Origin of the sequence: Pseudomonas taiwanensis DSM 21245 (assembly GCF_000425785.1) — a bacterium.
Taxonomy (GTDB): Bacteria; Pseudomonadota; Gammaproteobacteria; order Pseudomonadales; family Pseudomonadaceae; genus Aquipseudomonas; species Aquipseudomonas taiwanensis.
Genome location: NZ_AUEC01000015.1, coordinates 123,765 through 144,404 on the forward strand (window position 1 = coordinate 123,765; position 20,640 = coordinate 144,404).

General features: G+C 62.6%; 13 protein-coding genes. 1 reads left to right on the plus strand and 12 read right to left on the minus strand.

The window, feature by feature from the left end:
* Nucleotides 1–3: 3 nt before the first annotated feature.
* The 11 genes from tssH to H620_RS0107125 form a co-directional block, all read right to left on the minus strand.
* Nucleotides 4–2,616: a type VI secretion system ATPase TssH gene (gene tssH / locus H620_RS0107075; RefSeq protein ID WP_162144442.1), complete on the minus strand. Its 2,613-nt coding sequence runs from the start codon at nt 2,614–2,616 to the stop codon at nt 4–6.
* Between the two features lie 6 nt (nt 2,617–2,622).
* Nucleotides 2,623–3,630, minus strand: coding sequence for a type VI secretion system baseplate subunit TssG (gene tssG / locus H620_RS0107080; protein WP_027907036.1), 1,008 nt, complete (start codon nt 3,628–3,630; stop codon nt 2,623–2,625).
* Complete coding sequence (gene tssF / locus H620_RS0107085) at nt 3,594–5,381, minus strand: type VI secretion system baseplate subunit TssF (RefSeq protein WP_023379997.1); 1,788 nt, start codon at nt 5,379–5,381, stop codon at nt 3,594–3,596. The genes tssG and tssF overlap by 37 nt, the downstream gene beginning before the upstream one ends.
* A 128-nt stretch (nt 5,382–5,509) precedes the next feature.
* Nucleotides 5,510–5,932 carry a type VI secretion system baseplate subunit TssE gene (gene tssE, locus H620_RS0107090; protein WP_023379996.1) on the minus strand — a complete coding sequence of 141 codons (423 nt, stop codon included), beginning with the start codon at nt 5,930–5,932 and terminating at the stop codon, nt 5,510–5,512.
* A gap of 7 nt (nt 5,933–5,939) precedes the next feature.
* Nucleotides 5,940–7,412, minus strand: a complete 1,473-nt coding sequence (gene tssC, locus H620_RS0107095; protein WP_023379995.1) for a type VI secretion system contractile sheath large subunit — start codon at nt 7,410–7,412, stop codon at nt 5,940–5,942.
* A 27-nt stretch (nt 7,413–7,439) separates the two neighbouring features.
* Nucleotides 7,440–7,940: a type VI secretion system contractile sheath small subunit gene (tssB, locus tag H620_RS0107100; RefSeq protein WP_023379994.1), complete on the minus strand. Its 501-nt coding sequence runs from the start codon at nt 7,938–7,940 to the stop codon at nt 7,440–7,442.
* A gap of 33 nt (nt 7,941–7,973) precedes the next feature.
* Nucleotides 7,974–9,530 (minus strand): type VI secretion system protein TssA, encoded by a 1,557-nt coding sequence (gene tssA, locus H620_RS0107105; protein ID WP_027907037.1) that lies wholly within the window; start codon nt 9,528–9,530, stop codon nt 7,974–7,976.
* A gap of 834 nt (nt 9,531–10,364) precedes the next feature.
* Nucleotides 10,365–10,628, minus strand: a complete 264-nt coding sequence (locus tag H620_RS0107110; protein WP_023379992.1) for a PAAR domain-containing protein — start codon at nt 10,626–10,628, stop codon at nt 10,365–10,367.
* Nucleotides 10,629–10,759: 131 nt separating this feature from the next.
* On the minus strand, nt 10,760–12,970 hold the full coding sequence (gene glgB, locus H620_RS0107115) for a 1,4-alpha-glucan branching protein GlgB (protein ID WP_023379991.1): 2,211 nt from the start codon (nt 12,968–12,970) through the stop codon (nt 10,760–10,762).
* Nucleotides 12,971–16,282, minus strand: coding sequence for a maltose alpha-D-glucosyltransferase (gene treS, locus H620_RS0107120; RefSeq protein WP_027907038.1), 3,312 nt, complete (start codon nt 16,280–16,282; stop codon nt 12,971–12,973).
* 144 nt (nt 16,283–16,426) lie between these two features.
* Complete coding sequence (locus tag H620_RS0107125; RefSeq protein ID WP_027907039.1) at nt 16,427–18,445, minus strand: alpha-1,4-glucan--maltose-1-phosphate maltosyltransferase; 2,019 nt, start codon at nt 18,443–18,445, stop codon at nt 16,427–16,429.
* Nucleotides 18,446–18,584: 139 nt separating this feature from the next.
* Here H620_RS0107125 and H620_RS27160 point away from each other — a divergent pair, with 139 nt between their 5' ends.
* Nucleotides 18,585–18,746 (plus strand): hypothetical protein, encoded by a 162-nt coding sequence (locus H620_RS27160; protein WP_023379988.1) that lies wholly within the window; start codon nt 18,585–18,587, stop codon nt 18,744–18,746.
* Nucleotides 18,747–18,814: 68 nt separating this feature from the next.
* On the opposite strand, the gene H620_RS0107135 is transcribed toward H620_RS27160, so the two are convergent.
* Nucleotides 18,815–20,482, minus strand: coding sequence for an AMP-binding protein (locus H620_RS0107135; protein WP_027907040.1), 1,668 nt, complete (start codon nt 20,480–20,482; stop codon nt 18,815–18,817).
* Between the last annotated feature and the right edge of the window lie 158 nt (nt 20,483–20,640).

The following is a 20,640-nucleotide window of genomic DNA, read 5'->3' on the forward strand; positions in this document are numbered from 1 at the left end:
ACCTCAGGCGAACTCGCAGATCACGCCCGCAGCCGGGTCCAAGGTCGCATGCACACGGCTGATGTCCTCGCCGCTGGCCATGGCATCGAGCAGGCGATCAGCCACTTTTGGCAGCACGTGCGAATCGAGCAGGTGGTCGATCAGGCGGGCGCCACTCTCGCTCTGGCTGCAGCGCTCGGCCAGGTGGTCGACCAGCGGCTGGCAATAGCTGAACGCCAGTTGCCGACGCTGCAGTCGCTCGCCCAGGCGGGCAAGCTTGATCTCGATGAGTTCGCGCAGCACCGGGCCACCGACCGGGTAGTACGGCACCACGCGCATGCGCGCCAGCAGGGCCGGCTTGAAGTGGCGGCTGAGCACAGGGCGGATATGGCTTTCAAGCTGCTCGGCGTCCGGGCGCTTGCCGTTCTCGCAGAGGGCGCTGATCTGATCGCTGGCCAGATTCGAGGTCATCAGGATCAGGGTGTTGCGAAAATCGATCTGTCGCCCTTCGCCATCGTTGGCCACGCCTTTGTCGAAGATCTGATAGAACAGGTTGAGCACGTCGGGGTCGGCTTTTTCCACCTCATCGAGCAACACCACCGAGTATGGTTTCTGGCGCACGGCTTCGGTCAACATGCCGCCTTCGCCATAACCCACATATCCAGGTGGCGCACCGATCAGGCGCGAAACAGTGTGTTTTTCCTGGAACTCGGACATGTTGATGGTAGTGATGAAGCGATCACCACCGTACAGCAGGTCGGCCAGGGCCAGCGCCGTTTCTGTCTTGCCCACGCCACTTGGGCCAACCAGCAGGAACACCCCCACCGGTGCATCGGGCTTGTTCAGACCTGCGGCGGTGGCCCGCATGGCACGGTCAAGGGCATGCACGGCCTGCTCCTGGCCACGGATGCGCGCACGCAGGTCGTCGGCGAAGCTGACCACTTTGGCGTTATGCTCGCGTGCCAGCTGGGTCAACGGCACGCCCGTCCAGGCGCTAATCACTTCGGCCACCAGCCGTGGACAGACCTCGGCACTGACCAGGCGCTCTTGCGCCTGGGCATCGAGCAAGGCCTGGTGCGTCTCGGCAAGGCGCTGCTGCAGCTGCTCGCGGGTCTCGACCAGGGTGCCCTCCTCGTCCGCCTCGGCCACCGGCGCCACGGCAGCGCTGGCAACTTGCTGACGCAATGCCAGCACTTGCTCGGCCAGCTCACGCTGGCGCGCCCAGCGCACGCTCAGGTGTCGCTCTTGCTCGGTCGCCTCGGCCAGGCGCTGCTGCAAGCCTTCGAACGCTTCCTGGTCGATCTGCAGCCCTGCCTCAGCATCACGGCTGATGGCATTGCGTTGGCGCTCGCCTTCGGCCAGCTCGGCGCGCAAGCGCTCCAGGCTGTCGGGCGGCGCCGCCAGGCTGATGCGCACGCGGGCACAAGCGGTGTCGAGCACATCGACCGCCTTGTCCGGCAGTTGTCGACCGGTAAGGTAGCGCGCCGACAACTCGGCAGCGGTCACCACGGCGTCGTCGCGCAGGTAGATGCCGTGGCTTTTTTCGTACAACTGCGCCAGGCCACGCAGGATGGTCACCGCTTCAACCACGGTCGGCTCATGCAGTTGCACCGGCTGGAAGCGACGGGCCAGTGCCGGGTCCTTCTCGAAGTATTTCTTGTATTCGGCCCAGGTGGTGGCGGCGATGGTGCGCAGTTCGCCGCGTGCCAACGCGGGCTTGAGCAGGTTGGCGGCATCGGAGCCACCCGCGTTGCCACCGGCACCGATCAGGGTGTGTGCTTCGTCGATGAACAGGATGATTGGCCGGGGCGAGGCCTTGACCTCGTCGATCACGCCCTTGAGGCGCCGCTCGAACTCGCCTTTGACGCTGGCGCCAGCCTGCAACAGGCCCATGTCCAGCGCCAGTAGGTCGACGCCCTGCAAGGCAGGCGGCACCTGGCCTGCGACGATACGCGCCGCCAGCCCTTCGACCACGGCGGTCTTGCCGACACCGGCCTCGCCCACCACGATGGGGTTGTTCTTGCGTCGACGAGCGAGGATATCGATCATCTGGCGGATCGAACCGTCGCGGCACAGCACCGGGTCGAGCTTGCCGGCACGGGCCTGCTCGGTAAGGTTGTGGGTGAAACGCTGCAGCATCGACTCGCCCTGAGGCTGGCCAGCGGCCTTGGGCGCAGCGGGCTGCTGGGCCAGCGCATAGCCCTTTAGGCGTTCGATATCCAGGCGGCCTAGGAGCTTCTGGTAACGGCTGCCGGCATAGCGCAGCGGGTTGCGCAACAGTGCCAGGATCAAGGCAGCCTGGTCGACCTGGGCCTGGCTCAGTTCAAGGTTGGACACCAGCAGCGCATCCTGCAACCACTGCACCAGTTCCGGGGAGAACACGGGGTTGCGGGTGGCACTGTGCTCGACCGCCGTATGCAGCGCGGCGCGGAATTCGCCGAAATCGACCTCGGCGTCTTGCAGCGCTCGCTGCAACAGACTGCCTTCACGTTCGAACAAGCCGAGCAGCAGGTCTTCGACGAGGATCTTGCTGCCGCTGCGAGCGACGCAGCGCTCGGCGCAGCGCTCCAGGTCACGGCGGCTGTCGGCATCCAGGGCTTGTACGAGTTGTTGCAGGTCTACGTTGATCATGGTCATTGGTCCTTAATGAATTTTGCTTCCCAAAGTCACCACGCCATCGGCGCGCTCGCGCCCCAACCAGCTGGTCCAGCCCAAGTGGCAGACGTTCTGCTCGCCAATGCGTAGCTCGCGAATTTCCTCGCGGCGCAGCTCCAGGCGGATGTCGTAATCAAGGGGGTCGCGCAGCGTGAAACGCACCAACGCACACAGCGGCTGATAGCCGAGGCCGATGGGCAGGAATTCGTGAAAGCGCTGCCAGTCCAACTGGGTGATGTGAATACGGAACTTGCCACTGCGATCGCGCACCCGCTCGCCCAGTACCGCGTCTTCACCGAGCAGGCTGTTCGCCAGGCCAAGGCGGTTGCACTGTTCCTCGAGAATCTCCACGCGTCGTTCCAGGCATTGCTCGATGACCAGGTCGGCGTGCTTGAAGTAATAGCGCAGCACCGCCTCGATCAGGGCGGCCGAATGCGCACGCAGGCTCAGCACGCCCAGGTACGGCAGTAGGCGCTTCCAGTTCAGTTCCTTGGCCCTGCGGATCTCCTCACCGCCCAGGCCGATCAAGGCGAACAGGTGCGATGAGAAGCCATCCAGCGCCCCGCTCTTGAAGCTGGCGCGGTAGCGGTACTTTTGCCAGATCGGCAGGAGCAAGCGTTGCAGCCGGTGGTGGAACAGGTCGAGAAACTGGCGCGTGGGGTTGCCATCTTCACTGTCACCCAACGCCTGTTCGCCATAGAACGCGGGCAGCGGCGAGCTGGAACCGATCAGGCTCACCAGGTTGAATCGAAGACGCGCACGCAACTGGCCGTGCTCGCGGAAGAACTCGACGCGGTCGACATCGCTGCGCGGAAAGCCCAGGCTCGGGTTGGCCTCGAACTCGAGCAGGTCATACAGCTCGTCGTCCTCCAGGTACGGGTAATGCTCGTGCAACTGCTCGGTGACCAGCAGAACCGCCTGGAACAGCGAGTATTCACGGATGCTCCGGCTCAGCCGGCTCAAAGCAGGGGCTGCAGGCCCATACGTGGTGTCCATTGGTACACCTCCCCTTGTGTGCTTTTCACCCGCAGCTCGTGGTACGAGTTGAGGCTGGCGTAGAGTGCGAAGAACTCGTTGAGCACCGAGGCGAAGACGAACAGGTCGCCTTCACCGATGTAACCCTCGGGATCGATCGTCAGTTCGGTGCGCAGGCCGCGTAGCGGCAGGCCACGGTGCAAGCGGTCGACATGCTGGTGGCGGATCGACTTGAGCCCACCGAGCAGGCGTCGGCTGACCTTCTCCGCGTGCTGGTCGTAGTAGCGCGGCAGGTCATAGGTTTCGAGAATGACCTTCAGCGCGTCCACATCGGCCAGCGACAGGTAGTTCAGCGACATGTTGCTGATCAGCTTCCAAAGAAAATCGCGATTGAGCGGCGGTGCATAACTGGAGGTGACCGCAGTGATGTTGCGGAAGGTCAGGAACTCGGGGGTCTGCTCGCTCAGCATGCAGATGTCACCGAGTTTGAGCCGCCGCGGCAGGTTCTGATTGGTGCACGTCAGCTCGATCGACAAGGTCTCGTGGAACTCGCCGCCATGCACACCGAAGCTCAGGTAGGTATCGAGGCCATCGTGCAGCAGCGAAGAGCGTTGGCGCAGGCTGTAGTGCGATCGGCTGTGCGGCACATCGAAGCTGGGGTCGTGCTCGAAGGACTCGAAGGGCACGTATTCCTGGTAGCCCAGCCCTCCGGGGCTCCAGCCGGTGACACCATCGACCGAGAATACCCCGCAGTGCTCGGGGTCGAGCTCGGCAGGCAACAGCAGGTATTCGTCCTGCTTGCCGTCCAGGCGGATCGGCAAGGCGTCGTGCTTGAACAGGTTGACGATTGGCGTGCAGTACAGTTTCACATTGTCCAGGGTCGGGCGCAGGCGCTGGGCTTCGGCTTTGCGGATATCGAAACGCACCTCCACGCCGTGCACCTGCTTGAGGGTTTCCTCGGGCAGCCGCTGCAGAACGTCCAGGCCAGTGACATCGACGAACAGGAACTTGTCCTGGAAGGCGAAGTACTCCTGCAAGAAGCGATAGCCACGAAACGTGTTCAACGGGTAAGGAATCAGCGCCTCTTCCTCGGCGAACCCTACCGGATGAACCTTGGCATCCCGCGCCTTGAGGACCAGCGGATCGCCAGCATCGTTGAGCAACGGTTTGCCATTGCTGCATAGCGCTATGAGCTCGATGCCAGCCAGTCCGCGCAACAGGCTCAAGTAGAGCATCTGGCTGATGTAGCGCTCTCCGGCCAGGTGCAGGCGCAGGCGGCTGAGCTTGACGTCGCCGACATGGCCATCGCAGTTCATGTCCAGGCGCAGGCTGAGCAGCGCGCCCTGACCATTGAGCGAGTAATTGAGCGCGCTCAGTTTCAGCGGCAGGACCTCGGTGGGGTAACAGGTGCGAAAGCGGCAGCTGACCCCATCGATAGGCCGACCTTCCACTGGCGTGTCGCGCTCGACCAGCAGTGCCGGACCGGCCTGGCGCAGCGGGTCGAACTGCAGGATGCTGAAGGCTGGCAACGGACGCATGTAGTTGGGCCACAGCAGCAACATCAGTGAGTGAGTGAGCTCAGGCAGCTCGTCGTCGAGCTTCTGGCGTAAACGACCCGTGAGAAAGGCAAAGCCTTCGAGCAGCCGCTCGACATCGGGGTCGCGTCCGGCCTGGCCCAGGTACGGCGCCAACGCCGGGCTGCGCTCGGCGAAACGGCGACCTAGCTGGCGCAGGGCCGTCAGCTCGCTTTGGTAGTAATGATTGAAGGACATCTGTCGTTTCGCCTGAATTCGGTCTGGGTACCACCGTGGCTGCCTGAGCAGTCCCTGGCAGACGGCGTGCGGCTAGCCGGTGGTGGTCAAAAAGTCACAGGGAGAGCCCAGTCATGTGCAAGGCAACATCACCAGTCTCCCTGACCTACGCTGACTTGCCCGCTGCCATCCAGGCGCGCGGCAAAACTGACCTGGCGCTTGATACCGTTCACCTCAAGCTGGCCTTCGATACTGAAAGCGAGCTTGAGCTGATCGTGATCACGCGGTCTTGAAATCACCCTGACATCCGACAAGCGCGGCTCGTAGGCCTCGATGAAATGCTCGATGGCCTGGCGGGCCTGACTGAGCGCGTCGTGCAGGCTCAGGCGCATGTCGTTGAGATCGGGCAACCCGTAGTCGGCAAGCGTCTGCACGCTGCCGGCCCGGGTGCTGAGCATCTTCGCCAGATGAGCGGCGACGGACGCCATGGCAGCATCTTCACGCCGCCAGTTGGCACGCTTGCCGGCTTCGCCGCTCAAACGTTCGAACAGGCTTCCGTATCCGCTCGTCATCGGCGTGTTACTCCTTGTCCAGCTTGCCGACCAGCGACAGGGTGAAATCGGCCCCCATGTACTTGAAGTGCGGACGCACGTTCAGGCTCACGCGGTACCAGCCCGGCTCACCTTCCACGTCGCTGACGATGACCTGTGCCGCACGCAGCGGACGGCGGCCACGGACTTCGGCGCTGGGGTTCTCCTGGTCGGCCACGTACTGGCGGATCCACTTGTTCAGCTCCAGCTCCAGGTCGGTGCGCTCCTTCCAGGAGCCCAGTTGCTCGCGCTGCAGGACCTTGATGTAGTGGGCCAGTCGGTTGACGATCATCATGTACGGCAGCTGGGTGCCGAGCTTGTAGTTCAGTTCGGCCGTCTTGCCTTCGGCGCTGATGCCGAAGAACTTCGGTTTCTGTACCGAGTTGGCCGAGAAGAACGCTGCGTTGTCGCTACCTTTGCGCATGGTCAGGGCGATGAAGCCCTCTTCGGCCAGTTCGTACTCGCGGCGGTCGGAAACCAGCACTTCGGTCGGGATCTTGGTTTCGATCTCGCCCATGCTTTCGAAGTGGTGCAACGGCAGATCTTCCACCGCGCCTCCGCTCTGCGGACCGATGATGTTCGGGCACCAGCGGAACTTGGCAAAGCTGTCGGTCAGCTTGGTGCCGAAGGCGAAGGCAGTGTTGCCCCACAGGTAGTGTTCGTGGCTGTTGGCGACGGTTTCGCGGTAGACGAACGACTTGACCGGGTTCTCCTCCGGGTCGTACGGGTTGCGCAGCAGGAAGCGCGGCACGGTCAGGCCGATGTAGCGCGAGTCCTCCGACTGGCGGAAGCTCTGCCACTTGGCGAATTGCGGGCCTTCGAAGTGGTCTTTCAGGTCTTTGAGGTCCGGCAGGCCGGTGAAGCTTTCCAGGCCGAAGAACTTCGGGCCGGCCGCGGCGATGAACGGCGCGTGGGACATGCACGCTACGCTGGACACGTACTGCATCAGCTTGACGTCCGGCGAGCTCGGCGACAGGAAGTAGTTGGCGATGACCGCGCCAACCGGCTGGCCACCGAACTGGCCGTACTCAGCGGTGTAGATGTGCTTGTACAGGCCGGCCTGCATCACTTCGGGCGAGTCCTCGAAGTCGTCCAGCAGGTCTTGCTTGGAAACGTTGAGGATTTCGATCTTGATGTTTTCGCGGAAGTTGGTGCGGTCGACCAGCAACTGCAGGCCACGCCACGCCGACTCCATGGCCTGGAAATCGGCATGGTGGAGGATCTCGTCCATCTGACGGCTGAGCTTGGCATCGATCTCGGCGATCATGCGGTCGACCAGCGCCTTCTTGACCGGCTCGCCGTCGTTCTGCGGCTTGAGCAACTCTTCGATGAAGGCCGACACACCGCGCTTGGCGATGTCGTAGGCTTCGTCGTCGGGGGTCAGACGGGTTTCGGCGATGATGCTGTCGAGAATGCTGAATTCGCTGTTCTCGGCGCTCTGTTGTTGTGCGGCGGTGCTCATGACAAATAGCTTCCTTGACTAGTGGGTTCAGGCGTCCGGCGTTGCATTGATGCCCAGCTCACCGAGCACGCGCTCACGCGAGGCATCATCGGCCAGCACGCCTTCGATAGCCTTGCGGAACGCTGGAGCGTTACCCAGCGGGCCTTTCAGCGCGACCAGGGCCTCACGCAGCTCCATCAGCTTCTTCAACTCAGGCACCTGCTCGACCAGGCTGGCCGGGTTGAAGTCCTTCATCGAATTGATGCGCAGGCTGACGGCAAGCTCGTCGCTTTCGGCGCCTTCCTGCAGGCGATTGGGCACGGCCAGGGTCATGCTCAGTTCCTGCTTGGCCAGCACTTCGTCGAAGTTCATCTTGTCGATGCTGATCGGTTTGCGGTCTTCGATCTTGCGATCATCGGCACGCAGCGTGTAGTCACCGATCGCCAGCAGTTTCAGCGGCAGTTCGATCTCTTCCTGAGCGCCGCCAGTGGCGGGTTTGAAGGTGACGTTGATACGTTCCTTGGGGGCTACCGAGCCTTCTTTGGCCATTGGTTTTCTCCTTGAGGGTTATGGCCCTTGGGCCTATTCGAGTACGACTTCGAGATCGAGGTGGCACAGACGGCGATAGATCTCGTCCTTGCGCTCGCGAACCACATGGTTCTGCGGCAACAATTCACAGCAGGTGTGCAACAGATGCAGCACCTGCAGCGACAGGTCTGGCTCCCAGGCATCCAGGCCGGATTGGCACAGCTGCAGATCGAGGGCTTCCAGTTGGGTCTTGGCCAGCTCGTACTTTTTTGCCGTGAAGCACAGCCGGGCTTGGCTGAGTTGCCAGAAGAAACGCTCTCGCCCGCCGTGGCACCCTTGCATCTGCTGCTTGAGCTGCTGCACCGCCTTCTTCAGGCCATCCTTGCGCAGTACCGGGATCGCCGCTTCCAGGGCCTCTTCCCAGGGCGCCTGGCGCTCGCTGGATTCGACCACTGGCTGAGCGACGACTGCCTGCAGGTGGGGCGAGACCTGGGAGGCAATCCAGGCGCGGGTCTCGGGGTCGGCGAACGGTGTGCCATCGTGAAACTTGAGCTCGATCAGCATGGGCAGGCGCTGCAGCAGCGAGGCGAAGTTCATTTCCACTTCACGCATGCCGGCCTCGACGTTCAGGGCCTGGCAGCACTCCCAGACCATGCGCTGTCCGTCGAACCAGAACGGCGCCTTGGCCACGCTGTTCTCCAGTTCGACCAGCAGGTCGGCATAGGCGCCTTGCTCGAAGCGGTCGCGGTAGCTCTTGAGCTTGTCGGCCGGCACCCCCCGTAGCGCGGTGACATTCTCGGCGTTGCGTTCGGGAACGGCTTCGATGGGCAACCACAGCAGTGTGCGGTTAAGGCGCAGCGCGCGCAGGTCGGTGGCTTTCTGTCGCTGCCACCACACGCACAGCTGGCGCCCCTGCTCCTGCTGGGCACGCAGGGCCTTGCCGGCATCCTTTTCACTCTCCACCGGTTCGCCAGGAGTGAACAGCTGCGTGGCCGCCTGCTTGACCTGGTTGACGATCGCCCCGACACTCCCCGCTGGCGGCTCGTTGCTGGCCGAACGTTGCACCTGGTTCTTGAGCGAACGGCAAAGCGGCAGCAGCATCGGTGCATCGGTGCCCAGTTGCTGCGAGAGAAACGCCTCGAACCCAGCGAGGTGCTCGACCATCTGCTGGAACAGTGGCAGTTGCTCCTTGATCGCGATATCGCTGTCCAACGCCTGCTCCAGGCGCGGAACCAGCCAGCCGATCGCCGCCGAGCGCGTACGGGCCTTTTGCGGATGAACTGTCTCCCAGTGCTGCTCGCACAACTGGCGCAGCATGCCCAGCCCTGCCAGCAGCCCCGCGTAGGACTCGCGCTGGTACAGCGCCCAGGTCAACCAGGCACCGACGCGCAGATCCTTGGACTGCTCTCGCAGCAGCGTTTCACCGCCTTCGAGAATCTTCAGCCAGTCGACCTGGCCGCTGGCATGTATTGACTGAGCCTTGCCAAGTTCAGCTTCCAAGGCTTCGAACTCGGAAGAAAAACGCACATCTTCGCCGACGAAAGATCCCGGCGCGATGGCATTACTGGCGAGCGCTGCAAAACGCGCAGTCAGTTTCGAGGAGTAGGACATCCATATCTCACATTGTGAACTTTCGCGCGCACAATACTTGGCGAAACCACTTGTTCAGTGGACACGAAGTTCAAACTATCGAAGCTCACACCCTAGTGAGCAGCCAGGAAAACGGGCACCAAAGCCAAGGACTCAAACGGTCTCGAAAGCCGCGAAAAGCCTTGGAAACTTCACCACCCTACTCCAGTTCAGCAGATCAACTCGAAAGACTATACAAACCCTAACCACTTCCTAAAATAGCCGCATGGGAAATTCAGATTCGTCTTACGGAAATATCCGATACTGAATTAACTCGTAACAACCCCCGTTGATCCATCCATTAAATTATTAAATTTAATGACTACGACCGGGCAATGGCGTGGGAAAGACGCAAACGTTTGAGCGCAAGACAAGAATGCTCGCCAAGGGGGGCTGGATGGAGTGCTCGGGAAGGTAGTGCGCAGAGGTAGCAACAGCGAGAACATCGATGGCGTTGGCTTGCAGTGGCGCGGCCTTAAGCACAGGCGACGACACCGCCGCGCCATGGCCCGGAAGACGGCCATCCAGGCGACCCAGTGGCCGCTCCAACTCAGTACTGCCAACGACGGAATGATCCGGTGTCATGTATCGCTCCTTGAAGTCACTTTCGCACATCCCAGTGCACCGTGGCGCGCAAGCTACCAGCTCTTCCGGCTAAAGCCAACTTTTTTTGGCGTCAATTAGCCACCATCGGACAGGGGGCGTTCGAACATTTGACGCACAGCGCCAGCCGGCCCCCAAGCGAGTAGCCGAGGGGCCTTGCGAACTGGGCTGAGGTTAGAGGTCAGGAGCGGACCGTAAAGTCACACCGAAAGATCAGCTTGCGACTACGCTCTTCGGCCCGCTGGCAATGAGCGCCGCGCCGCAGGCGGTCTTGTGTCCGTCGAGCGCGACAGGGATGCCATCGACGCTGTAGGTAGCACTGCCTTCGACGATGGGGAACACCCCCTTGCACAGCGGGCAACTGACCATGTGCCCGACGCCGGCGATGGGTTTGCCGTTGACGTTGGTGTTGCCGAACGAGCCAAGCACTTTGCCGCCGTGGGTAGTGGAATCGCCGAGGCGGATGATGTCTTTCATGGTACGAACTCCTGTCATAAGGGGGGGCATCGATGCCAACAGCTGAAGCCTACCACAGCGAAACGGAGCCTACGTCCGGTCACCGCAGTAGGCATACCAGCCGATGAGCGGCCAACGCCCCAGCGCTCCCCTTACGCGGGCCTCATCACCAACACCCCCAACGGCGGCAAATTCAGCGACAGCGACACCGGTTGCCCATGACTGGCCACCGCCTCACAGTCCACTGCGCCCAGGTTACCCACATTCGACCCGGCATACAGCTCGGCATCGCTGTTGAGCAGCTCTTGCCAGCGTTCACCGAACGGCACACCAATCCTGTAGCCCTCACGCGGCACCGGGGTGAAGTTAGCCACTACCAGCAGCGGATCACCTTGGCTGCTCCAGCGCAGCCAGGCATACACGCTGTTGTGCGCATCATCGCCGATCAACCACTGGAAGCCCTGCGGCTGGCAGTCCTGCTCATGCAATTGCGGCAGGTTGCGGTACAGCCGGTTAAGGTCACTCACCAGGCGCTGCACACCCTGGTGCTCGGGGTACTGCAGCAGGTACCAGTCCAACTCGTCGTCGTGATTCCATTCGCGCCATTGGCCGAACTCGCAGCCCATGAACAGCAACTTCTTGCCGGGGTGGGTCCACATGAAGGTGAGGTAGGCGCGCAGGTTGGCGAATTTCTGCCAGCGATCGCCGGGCATCTTGTCGATCAGCGAATGCTTGCCATGCACCACTTCATCGTGGGAAATCGGCAGGATGAAATGCTCGGAATAGGCATAGATCAGCCCGAAACTCATCTCGTTGTGGTGGTACGTGCGGTGGATCGGGTCGTTCTGGATGTAATGCAGCGTGTCGTGCATCCAGCCCATGTTCCACTTGTAAGCAAAGCCCAGGCCGCCTTGCTGGATCGGCTGGCTGACGCCGGGCCAGGCAGTGGATTCCTCGGCGATGATCAGCGCACCGGGCGCTTCATGGGCGGCAACGCCGTTGAGGTGGCGGATGAAGTCGATGGCTTCGAGGTTCTCGCGCCCACCATGGCGGTTGGGCACCCACTCACCCGACTTGCGCGAGTAGTCGCGGTACAGCATCGAAGCCACCGCATCGACCCGCAGGCCGTCGATGTGGAAGTGTTTGAGCCAGTGCAGCGCCGAGGCCATCATGAAGCCGCGTACTTCGTTGCGACCAAGGTTATAGATAAGGGTGTTCCAGTCCTGGTGGAAGCCTTCCAGGGGATTGTCGTACTCGTAAAGTGCCGTGCCGTCGAAGCGGGCCAGGCCGTGTTCATCGGTGGGGAAATGCGCAGGCACCCAGTCGAGTATCACGCCAATGCCACCCTGGTGGCAGGCATCGACGAATGCCGCGAAATCTTCGGCGCTGCCGTAACGCGAGGTGGGCGCGAACAGCGAAAGCGGCTGGTAGCCCCATGAGCCACCGAACGGGTGCTCCATGATCGGCATCAGCTCGATATGGGTGAAGCCAAGTTCCTGTACATAGGGCACCAGCCGCTCGGCCAGTTCGCGCCAGTTGTAATAGCGCGCGATTTCACCGGCATCGTCCAACTCGCAGCGCCAGGAGCCTGCGTGCAGCTCGTAGATCGACAGCGGCGCACTGTAGGCGTGACGCTGGGCACGGTGTGCCATCCAGTCGTGATCCTGCCATGGGTGACTGAGCGCATCAGCGACCTTGGAGGCGGTACTGGGCGGCAGTTCGGTGGCGCGGGCCAGTGGGTCGGCCTTCAGTGGCAGCACCCCTTCCTTGCCCAATACCTCGAACTTGTATGTCTCGCCAACACCGATGCGGGGCACGAACAATTCCCAGACACCCGTACTGTGGCGCAGGCGCATGGGATGGCGGCGACCGTCCCAGTTGTTGAAGTCGCCCACGACCGACACACGACGGGCGTTCGGCGCCCACACCGAGAAGCAGACGCCAGCGACACCATCGACCTGCGTCGGCTGGGCACCGAAGCGGCCGGACAGATCCCGGTGGTTGCCCTCGGCAAACAGGTACAAGTCCATGTCGCCCAGTTGCGGACCGAAACTGTAGGGATCCTCGGTCACCTGCTCGCCGCCTGCCCAACCAATTTGCAGCAAATAGGGTTGTGCCTCATCCAAGTGCGCGGTGAACAACCCAGGCAAGCTACCCTGCACCATATCGGCGAGCACTTGCCCATCATGGCGGGCCAGCACGCGTGCATTCAACGCATTGGGCAGGAAGGCGCGGACGAACGAGCCCCCCGTTCCATCGCCATGGGGGCCGAGCACTGCAAAGGGATCGGCGTGCTCGGCGCGGGCCAGGGCATCCAGGTCCCGTTGCCGAAGTCCGCCGTTTTCACGCGTGGTTGCATTCATCTATGACTCTCCCCAGGTACTGATCAGTCCATGCAAGCCATGCAAAGGCACGGCCAGCCAGCTTGGACGGTTTTCGGCTTCGTATGTGATCTCGTAGGCGGCTTTTTCCAGGCAGAAGAGCTCCAAGGCGGCGCGCTCGCCCTCAGCCTGTTGCCAGGCGTGGGGCATTGCGGCGGTGGCCAGGCCATAGGCTTCGACGAAGGCGTGGCGCGACTGGTGCAGGTACTGCCGTGCAACCCGCTGACGAGCCTGGCGCGCCGCGTCGGAGAGGTCTACCGCCGAGGCGCTGCGCAGGATCATGGCAGCAGCATAGTCGAAGGATCGCAACACGCCGGTTACATCCTTGTAGGGACTGTGCTTGGCGCGCCGCTCGTCCAAAGGACGGGCGGGTTCTCCTTCGAAATCAATCAAGTAGGCATCGCCCTGTACCACCAGCACCTGACCCAGGTGCAGGTCGCCGTGTACGCGCATCAGCAAGCCGCCCTGGGCCTGGCGCGCGAGGTTGTCGATGTGCTGGGCGAGACCGTCGCGTTGCTGCTGCAGGTCATCGACCAGCGCCTGGCTGTCGGCATCGAGGCTGTCGCGGTGTTGCGCCAGCAGGTCGAGGGCACGGGCAAGTTCGGCTGTGATCTGCTCGCTCCAACGCTTGCTGTCACGGGCATCGCTGGGCCGTGGCGTGAAGGCAGAATCGTCGCTGGGCCTGGCCAGCAGCAGGTGCATCTCGCCCAGCCGCTGGCCGAGCAAGGCCGCGAAACCGTTTAGTTCGGCCAGAGCGTCGGCGTGGGCATCGGGGGTGTTGCTCGAAGGCTCCATCTGGTCGCGGATGGCCCGTTCGAGGGTGTTCTGGGTCCAGGCCCAGGCATCGCCCTGGTTGCTCAGGTAGCCCTGGGCGATCATCAACAGGTGCGGTGTGCCCTGCTCGTCCACCCGGCTGACCCAGGCCAGCAACGGGGAGATGTTGGTGAACCCGGCAGCCGTGAGGTAGGCGCTCATTTCCAGTTCCGGGTGCACGCCTGCATTGACCCGACGAATCAGTTTGAGCACCACGCGGTCAGCGACCACCACCGAGCTGTTGGATTGCTCGGCGCCCAGGTAGCGTACCTGGCTTTCCTCAGACAGCCCGGCTGCCGCAAGCAAGTCGGTACGTTCGAAACGTAGCTCGCCCGCCGTGCAGGGCAGCCTCGTGCCTGCCTCACAGTTGCGCAGCACGGCGCGGATGAAGGGTTCGAGCACGAAGGCATCGGTGATCAGTCCCACCTGACGGCCCCGGCGTACGCGGGACAGCGCCAGTTGCTGGGGCAACGCGGTGGTGATCTGTTCTTCAGGCAACAGGCCGAACGGCAGTTGGTAACGCGTGACAGTATCTTCGCTGCGAACTTCGATCTCGCTCAGCAGCACCGGCGTGGTGGCCGTGGCCAAGCGCACGCCATAGCTCAGTTGCACTTGGTCCAGTGGCCCTTCCTTGCCGGCGTACCAGCGGCGTTTGGGCAGGTACTGCGGCAGAATCGCGGTTTCCAGGGTGTCGCGGCAGGGCGCGTCGAGCAACTCCTCCATGCGCTTGCGCAACACCAGCGTAGTGAGCTCCGGCAGGCCTTCGGAGGGCTGGATGTGCCAGCTGGGCATGCGGTCGTGGGAGGTCAGCAAGAACCAGTAGAACGCATAGGGGGGCAAGGTGAGCAAGAACGGCAACTGGCCGATCGGCGGGAATGCGCTGCCGCCGAGCATCTCCACCGGCACCATGTCGGCGTACGGCGACAACTCCAGTTCGGCCGCCTGCGCAGCCCGCGACACGTTGGCCACGCACAGGATCACTTCAGTGTTGCCGTTCGCGTCGGTGTATTCGCGAAGGTAGGCCAGGATCCGCCGGTTACTCGGCGTGAGCATCTTGAAGGTGCCACGACCAAAGGCCTTCTGTTGTTTGCGGACGGCCAGCAGGCGGCGATTCCAATTGAGCAGCGAGTGCGGGTCGTGGGACTGGGCCTCGGCGTTGACGGTCTGGTAGCCGTACAGCGGGTCCATGATCGGCGGTAGCACCAGGCGTTGCGGGTCGGCCTTGGAGAAACCGCCATTGCGGTCCGGTGACCATTGCATGGGGGTGCGCACGCCGTCGCGATCGCCCAGGTAGATGTTATCGCCCATGCCTAGCTCGTCGCCGTAATACAAGGTGGGTGTGCCGGGCATCGACAGCAGCAGGCTGGTGAGCAGTTCGATACGCCGACGGTCGCGCTGCAACAGCGGCGCCAGGCGCCGACGGATGCCGAGGTTGATGCGTGCGCGGCGGTCCTCGGCATAGTAGTTCCACAGGTAGTCGCGCTCGCGGTCGGTGACCATCTCCAGGGTCAGTTCATCGTGGTTGCGCAGGAAAATCGCCCATTGGCAGTTGGCCGGAATCTCCGGTGTCTGACGCAGGATATCGGTGATCGGAAAACGGTCCTCCATCGCCAGGGCCATGTACATGCGTGGCATCAACGGGAAGTGGAATGCCATGTGGCATTCGTCACCATCGCCTTCGCCGAAGTACGGGTGGGTGTCCTCCGGCCATTGGTTGGCCTCGGCCAGCAGCATGCGATCAGGGTAGTTGGCGTCGATCTCGGCGCGGATCGCCTTGAGTACCTGGTGGGTTTCGGGGAGGTTCTCGTTGTTGGTGCCATCGCGCTCGATCAGGTACGGAATGGCATCCAGACGTAGGCCATCGACGCCCATGTCCAACCAGAAACGCATGACGCCGATCACCGCCTTGAGCACCTGCGGGTTATCGAAGTTGAGGTCGGGCTGATGGGAGTAGAAGCGGTGCCAGAAATACTGGCCGGCCACCGGATCCCAGGTCCAGTTGGACTTTTCGGTGTCAAGGAAGATGATCCGCGTGCCGTCGTACTTCTGGTCGTCATCGGACCACACGTAGAAGTCCCGCGCCTTGCTGCCGCGCTTGGCATGGCGGGCTCGCTGGAACCAGGGGTGCTGGTCGGAGGTGTGGTTGATGACCAACTCGGTAATCACCCGCAACCCACGCTTGTGCGCCTCGGCAATGAAGCGTTTGGCATCGGCCATGCTGCCGTAATCGGGATGCACGGCCTTGTACTCGGCGATGTCGTAACCGTCGTCGCGCCGGGGGGACGGGTAGAATGGCAGCAGCCAGAGGGTGTTGACGCCCAGCTCGGCAATGTAGTCGAGCTTGTTGATCAGGCCGGGAAAATCGCCGATGCCATCGTTGTTGGCGTCGAAGAACGACTTGACGTGCAACTGGTAGATCACTGCGTCCTTGTACCACAGTGGGTCGTCGATGAAGGCAGCAGGGCGGGAACGCTTGGCCATGTGTGACTCCTTTCAAAGCTTTCTTGAACTTGCGCGATCTCCTGTGAGCCGCAGATCCCGGCGCAGTGTGCAACGGGCTCCATAGCACCGGATTGGCCCGAGTTCGCGGGTGAGCCCGCTCCCACAGGGAACAGCGTGCGACCGTCAATGGGCCTTTTCGATGCGCCAGATGCCGAACGGCGAATGCCAGGGCTCTATGCGCATCCACTGGGTCTTGCCATGCCAGGTCCAGCGATGACCGGTCATCAGGTCTTCACCGAGGGTGTCGGCGTTGTCGTCCAGGCCCAGTTCCCACAGCGGCAGTTCGAAGCTCGCCTCCTGGGCGTTATGGGGATCGAGGCTCACCGCCACCAGGATGAAGTTGTCGCGCTCTGGGGTGCGTTTGGCGAAATACAGGATGTTGTCGTTCCAGCAATTGAAGAACGCCACGCCCAGGTGGGTCTGCAAGGCACGGTTCTGGCGGCGAATGCGATTGAGCTGGGCGATTTCGGCGATGATGTTGCCGGGCTGGGTGAAGTCCCGCGGACGGATCTCGTACTTCTCCGAGTCCATGTACTCTTCCTTGCCCGGCAGTGGCGTGCTTTCGCACAGTTCGAAGCCCGAATACATCCCCCACAACCCCGAACCCATGGTGGCCAGCGCGGCACGAATGAGGAAACCGGCGCGCCCGGAGCTGTGCAGGAAGAACGGGTTGATGTCGGGCGTATTGACGAAGAAGTTGGGGCGATAGCATTGGCTCCAGGGCGGCTGGTTGAGCTGTTCGAAGTACTCGCGCAGTTCTTGCTTGGTGTTACGCCAGGTGAAGTAGGTATAGCTTTGGGCATAACCGACCTTGCCCAGGCGCGCCATCATCGCCGGTCGGGTGAAGGCCTCGGCGAGGAAGATCACCTCCGGGTGCTGGCTGCGCACATTGGCGATCAGCCATTGCCAGAATGGCAGGGGCTTGGTGTGCGGATTGTCCACGCGAAACGTCTTCACCCCCTCCTCGACCCAACCGACCACCACGTCGCGCAATGCCAGCCACAGCGATGGCACCGCCTCGGGCGCATAGAAGTCGACATTGACGATGTCCTGGTACTTCTTGGGTGGGTTCTCGGCATAGCGGATCGTGCCGTCGGGGCGCCAGCTGAACCAGCCGGGGTGTTCCTTGAGCCAGGGGTGATCCTGGGAGCACTGGATGGCGAAGTCCAGGGCGATTTCCAGGCCATGCTCAGCGGCTGCGGCCACCAGCCGTCGGAAGTCGTCGCGGCTGCCCAGCTGCGGGTGAATGGCCTCGTGCCCGCCCTCGTGGCTACCGATGGCGTAAGGGCTGCCGGGGTCACCCGTCTCAGCACGCAGGGCATTGTTGCGGCCCTTGCGGTACTGCGTTCCGATAGGGTGGATGGGCGGAAAGTACAGCACGTCGAAGCCCATGTCGCGGATCATCGGCAAACGTGCGTGCACATCGTTGAAGGTGCCGTGGCGGTCAGGGCTATCGGTGATCGAGCGGGGAAACAGTTCGTACCAACTGGCGAACAGCGCCGCCTCACGATCGACATCCAGCGGGAATTCGGTGCTACGGGTCAGGTAGCTGCGATGTTCGGCCTCGCTCATCAAGCGCGCAGTGTTGGCATCGAGCAGCAGCGCCACCTGGTCATCCGCCGGCAGGGTCGGCAAGCTGTCGAGCAGCGTCTGGATTTCCTTGCGCAGGGCCCCATCGCTGCGCTCCAGGCCCTTGCCAAGCATCAGCCTGCCCTCCTCCAGCTCCAGCGACACCTCGACACCCGCATGGTACTTTTTCTCAAGGTCGTGGCAGTAGGTCGCGAACGGGTCGATCCAGGCCTCGATACTGAATAGGTGCAAGCCCAGCTCGACTGGGGTGAACTCGGCCAGCCACAGGTCGTTACCAGGGGAATGCATCGGCACACAGTGCCAGCGGCGGCTGTGGGCCTGTCGCCACACCAGGGTTACCGCCAGGCGGTCATGGCCATCGCTATAGACCTTGCTGCTGACCGTGACCGGCTGGCCGCTGATGGCCTTGGCGGCGAAAGTGCCAGCGTCGAGCACCGGGCTGGTGTCCTCGATCACGATGCGCGGCGCCAGCAGCGCCTGGGACAGGCTAATAGCCTGGTCGGGGTGATCGTTCGCCATCGGTACGCTTTCGAAGGGCTCGTTGCGCGTCATCGGTCCTGGCTCCCTGTTGGCATTGGCGCTAAGGATTCAGAGCCGTCGACCGGCAGGGGGTTCAAAAAAAATGAGCGATTGGCGCTGGCACGCATCAAAGCCTGCACCACCCTCTCCTATCACCCTGCGAGGTCAGGCCATGAACATTCCCATTCCACCGGAGACACCCGACCCGAACATCGACGACCCCAGCCTGCCGCCGCCGGTACCGGAAGAAGACCCCAACGAGCTGCCGATCAAGCCGACCGTGCCGCCAACCGTGGGTGACCCGCCCAGCCAGGAGCCACCGGTGAAGGCATAAGGATAGCCAAGGATCGTGGTGGGGTTGTCAGCCTGATCGCCGGCTTGCCGCCGATCAGGCCGAAACGGTCAACCCAGCTCTGCCATGCTGATCTCGCGCATCCGTAACTTCTGCACCTTGCCGGTGACCGTCATCGGAAATTCATCGACGAACCGGTAATGCCGCGGCACCTTGAAATGGGCAATGCGGGCCTTGCACCAGGCCTGCAGCTCTTCGACGGTCGCGCTGTGCCCGGGGTGTAGCTTGATCCAGGCCACCACCTCCTCGCCATACTTGTTGCATGGTATGCCGATCACCTGCGCATCGGCCACCGCCGGGTGGGTGTAGAAGAACTCCTCCAGTTCGCGTGGGTAGATGTTCTCGCCGCCGCGGATGATCATGTCCTTGTTGCGCCCGACGATACGCACATAGCCCGCCTCGTCCATCACCGCCAGGTCGCCGGTGTGCATCCAGCCGGCCGGGTCGATGGCGTCCACGGTGGCCTGGGTGTTGTCCCAGTACCCGAGCATCACGCTGTAGCCACGGGTGCACAGCTCGCCGATCTCGCCGCGCGGGACGATGCGCCCCTCCTGGTCGACCAGTTTGGTCTCAAGTTGCGGCTGGGTACGGCCGACGGTGGTCACACGCAGCTCAAGGTCGTCGTCCGGACCGGTCTGCAGCGACACCGGGCTGGTTTCCGTCATGCCGTAGGCGATCTGTACTTCGGCCATGTGCATCTGGTCGATGACCCGTCGCATCACCTCGATCGGGCAAGTGGCACCGGCCATGATGCCGCTGCGCAGCGTCGAAAGGTCCATCTGTGCACGCGAGGGGTGGTCGAGCATGGCGATGAACATGGTCGGCACGCCATAAAGGATGCTGGCACGCTCTTGGGCCACTGCGCGCAGGGTGAGTTCGGCGTCGAAGGCGTCGTTGGGGTAGATCATGGTGCTGCCGTGGGTGATGCAACCGAGGTTGGCCATGACCATGCCGAAGCAGTGGTACAGCGGCACCGGGATCACCATGCGGTCGCGCTCGGTCAGGCCGAGGCTTTCGCCGACCATGAAGCCGTTGTTGAGGATATTGTAGTGACTGAGCGTGGCGCCCTTGGGCGCGCCTGTGGTACCGGAGGTGTACTGGATGTTCACCGGCTGGTCGAATTGCAGGCTTTGCTGGCGAGCCAAGCAGGCCTGCGCCGAGACCTGCCCTGCCCGTTCGGCCAGTGCTTGCCAGGGTAGAAAGCCCACCGGTGGGGTGGCCGCCAGACTGATCACGCCACGCAGGTCGGGCAAGCGTTCGCAAGCCAGCTCACCTGCAGTGGCGCTGGCCAGTTCCGGCACCAGTTCCTGGACCATGGCATGGTAATCGGAGGTCTTGAAGGCATCGGCACATACCAACCAACGGCAGCCGGATTGGCGCAAGACATATTCCAGCTCGCCCACCCGGTATGCCGGGTTGATGTTGACCAGGATGGCACCGACCTTGGCGCTGGCCAGTTGCAGGATGCACCACTGGGCGCAGTTGGGTGACCAGATCCCGACCCGGTCGCCGGTGTTCACCTCCAGCGCCATCAGGGCACGAGCGTGCATTTCGACCTGCTCGGCCAACTGACGCCAGGTGTAGCGCAGGCCCTGATGGCGGGCCACCAGCGCCTCGCCGTCGGCGCACCGGGCCACAGTGGCATCGAAGGCCTGGCCGATGGTTTGGGTCAGCAAGGGTCGGTCCTGGCGACCGCGGGTGTAGCTTGGTTGACTCATGGGTGTCCCTTCTTGTGGTTGTTCTGGGCACGACTGAAGCAAGCAGGAATACTCTGGCGCAGATTTACGTTTACGTAAAGGTGATGAATGGATTGACAGCGATGAGGGTCAGGTTTACGTTAACGTAAAGGTGATGAACGACACCGGCCCTCAGGCAG

What these genes read in the sequence shown, in the direction of transcription:
- treS (WP_027907038.1), bottom strand. Translation starts at nt 16,282, where the DNA reads ATGGCCAAGCGTTCCCGCCCTGCTGCCTTCATCGACGACCCACTGTGG.
- tssG (WP_027907036.1), bottom strand. Translation starts at nt 3,630, where the DNA reads ATGGACACCACGTATGGGCCTGCAGCCCCTGCTTTGAGCCGGCTGAGC.
- H620_RS27160 (WP_023379988.1), top strand. Translation starts at nt 18,585, where the DNA reads ATGAACATTCCCATTCCACCGGAGACACCCGACCCGAACATCGACGAC.
- H620_RS0107135 (WP_027907040.1), bottom strand. Translation starts at nt 20,482, where the DNA reads ATGAGTCAACCAAGCTACACCCGCGGTCGCCAGGACCGACCCTTGCTG.
- tssC (WP_023379995.1), bottom strand. Translation starts at nt 7,412, where the DNA reads ATGAGCACCGCCGCACAACAACAGAGCGCCGAGAACAGCGAATTCAGC.
- H620_RS0107125 (WP_027907039.1), bottom strand. Translation starts at nt 18,445, where the DNA reads ATGACGCGCAACGAGCCCTTCGAAAGCGTACCGATGGCGAACGATCAC.
- H620_RS0107110 (WP_023379992.1), bottom strand. Translation starts at nt 10,628, where the DNA reads ATGAAAGACATCATCCGCCTCGGCGATTCCACTACCCACGGCGGCAAA.
- glgB (WP_023379991.1), bottom strand. Translation starts at nt 12,970, where the DNA reads ATGAATGCAACCACGCGTGAAAACGGCGGACTTCGGCAACGGGACCTG.
- tssB (WP_023379994.1), bottom strand. Translation starts at nt 7,940, where the DNA reads ATGGCCAAAGAAGGCTCGGTAGCCCCCAAGGAACGTATCAACGTCACC.
- tssF (WP_023379997.1), bottom strand. Translation starts at nt 5,381, where the DNA reads ATGTCCTTCAATCATTACTACCAAAGCGAGCTGACGGCCCTGCGCCAG.
- tssE (WP_023379996.1), bottom strand. Translation starts at nt 5,932, where the DNA reads ATGACGAGCGGATACGGAAGCCTGTTCGAACGTTTGAGCGGCGAAGCC.
- tssH (WP_162144442.1), bottom strand. Translation starts at nt 2,616, where the DNA reads ATGACCATGATCAACGTAGACCTGCAACAACTCGTACAAGCCCTGGAT.
- tssA (WP_027907037.1), bottom strand. Translation starts at nt 9,530, where the DNA reads ATGTCCTACTCCTCGAAACTGACTGCGCGTTTTGCAGCGCTCGCCAGT.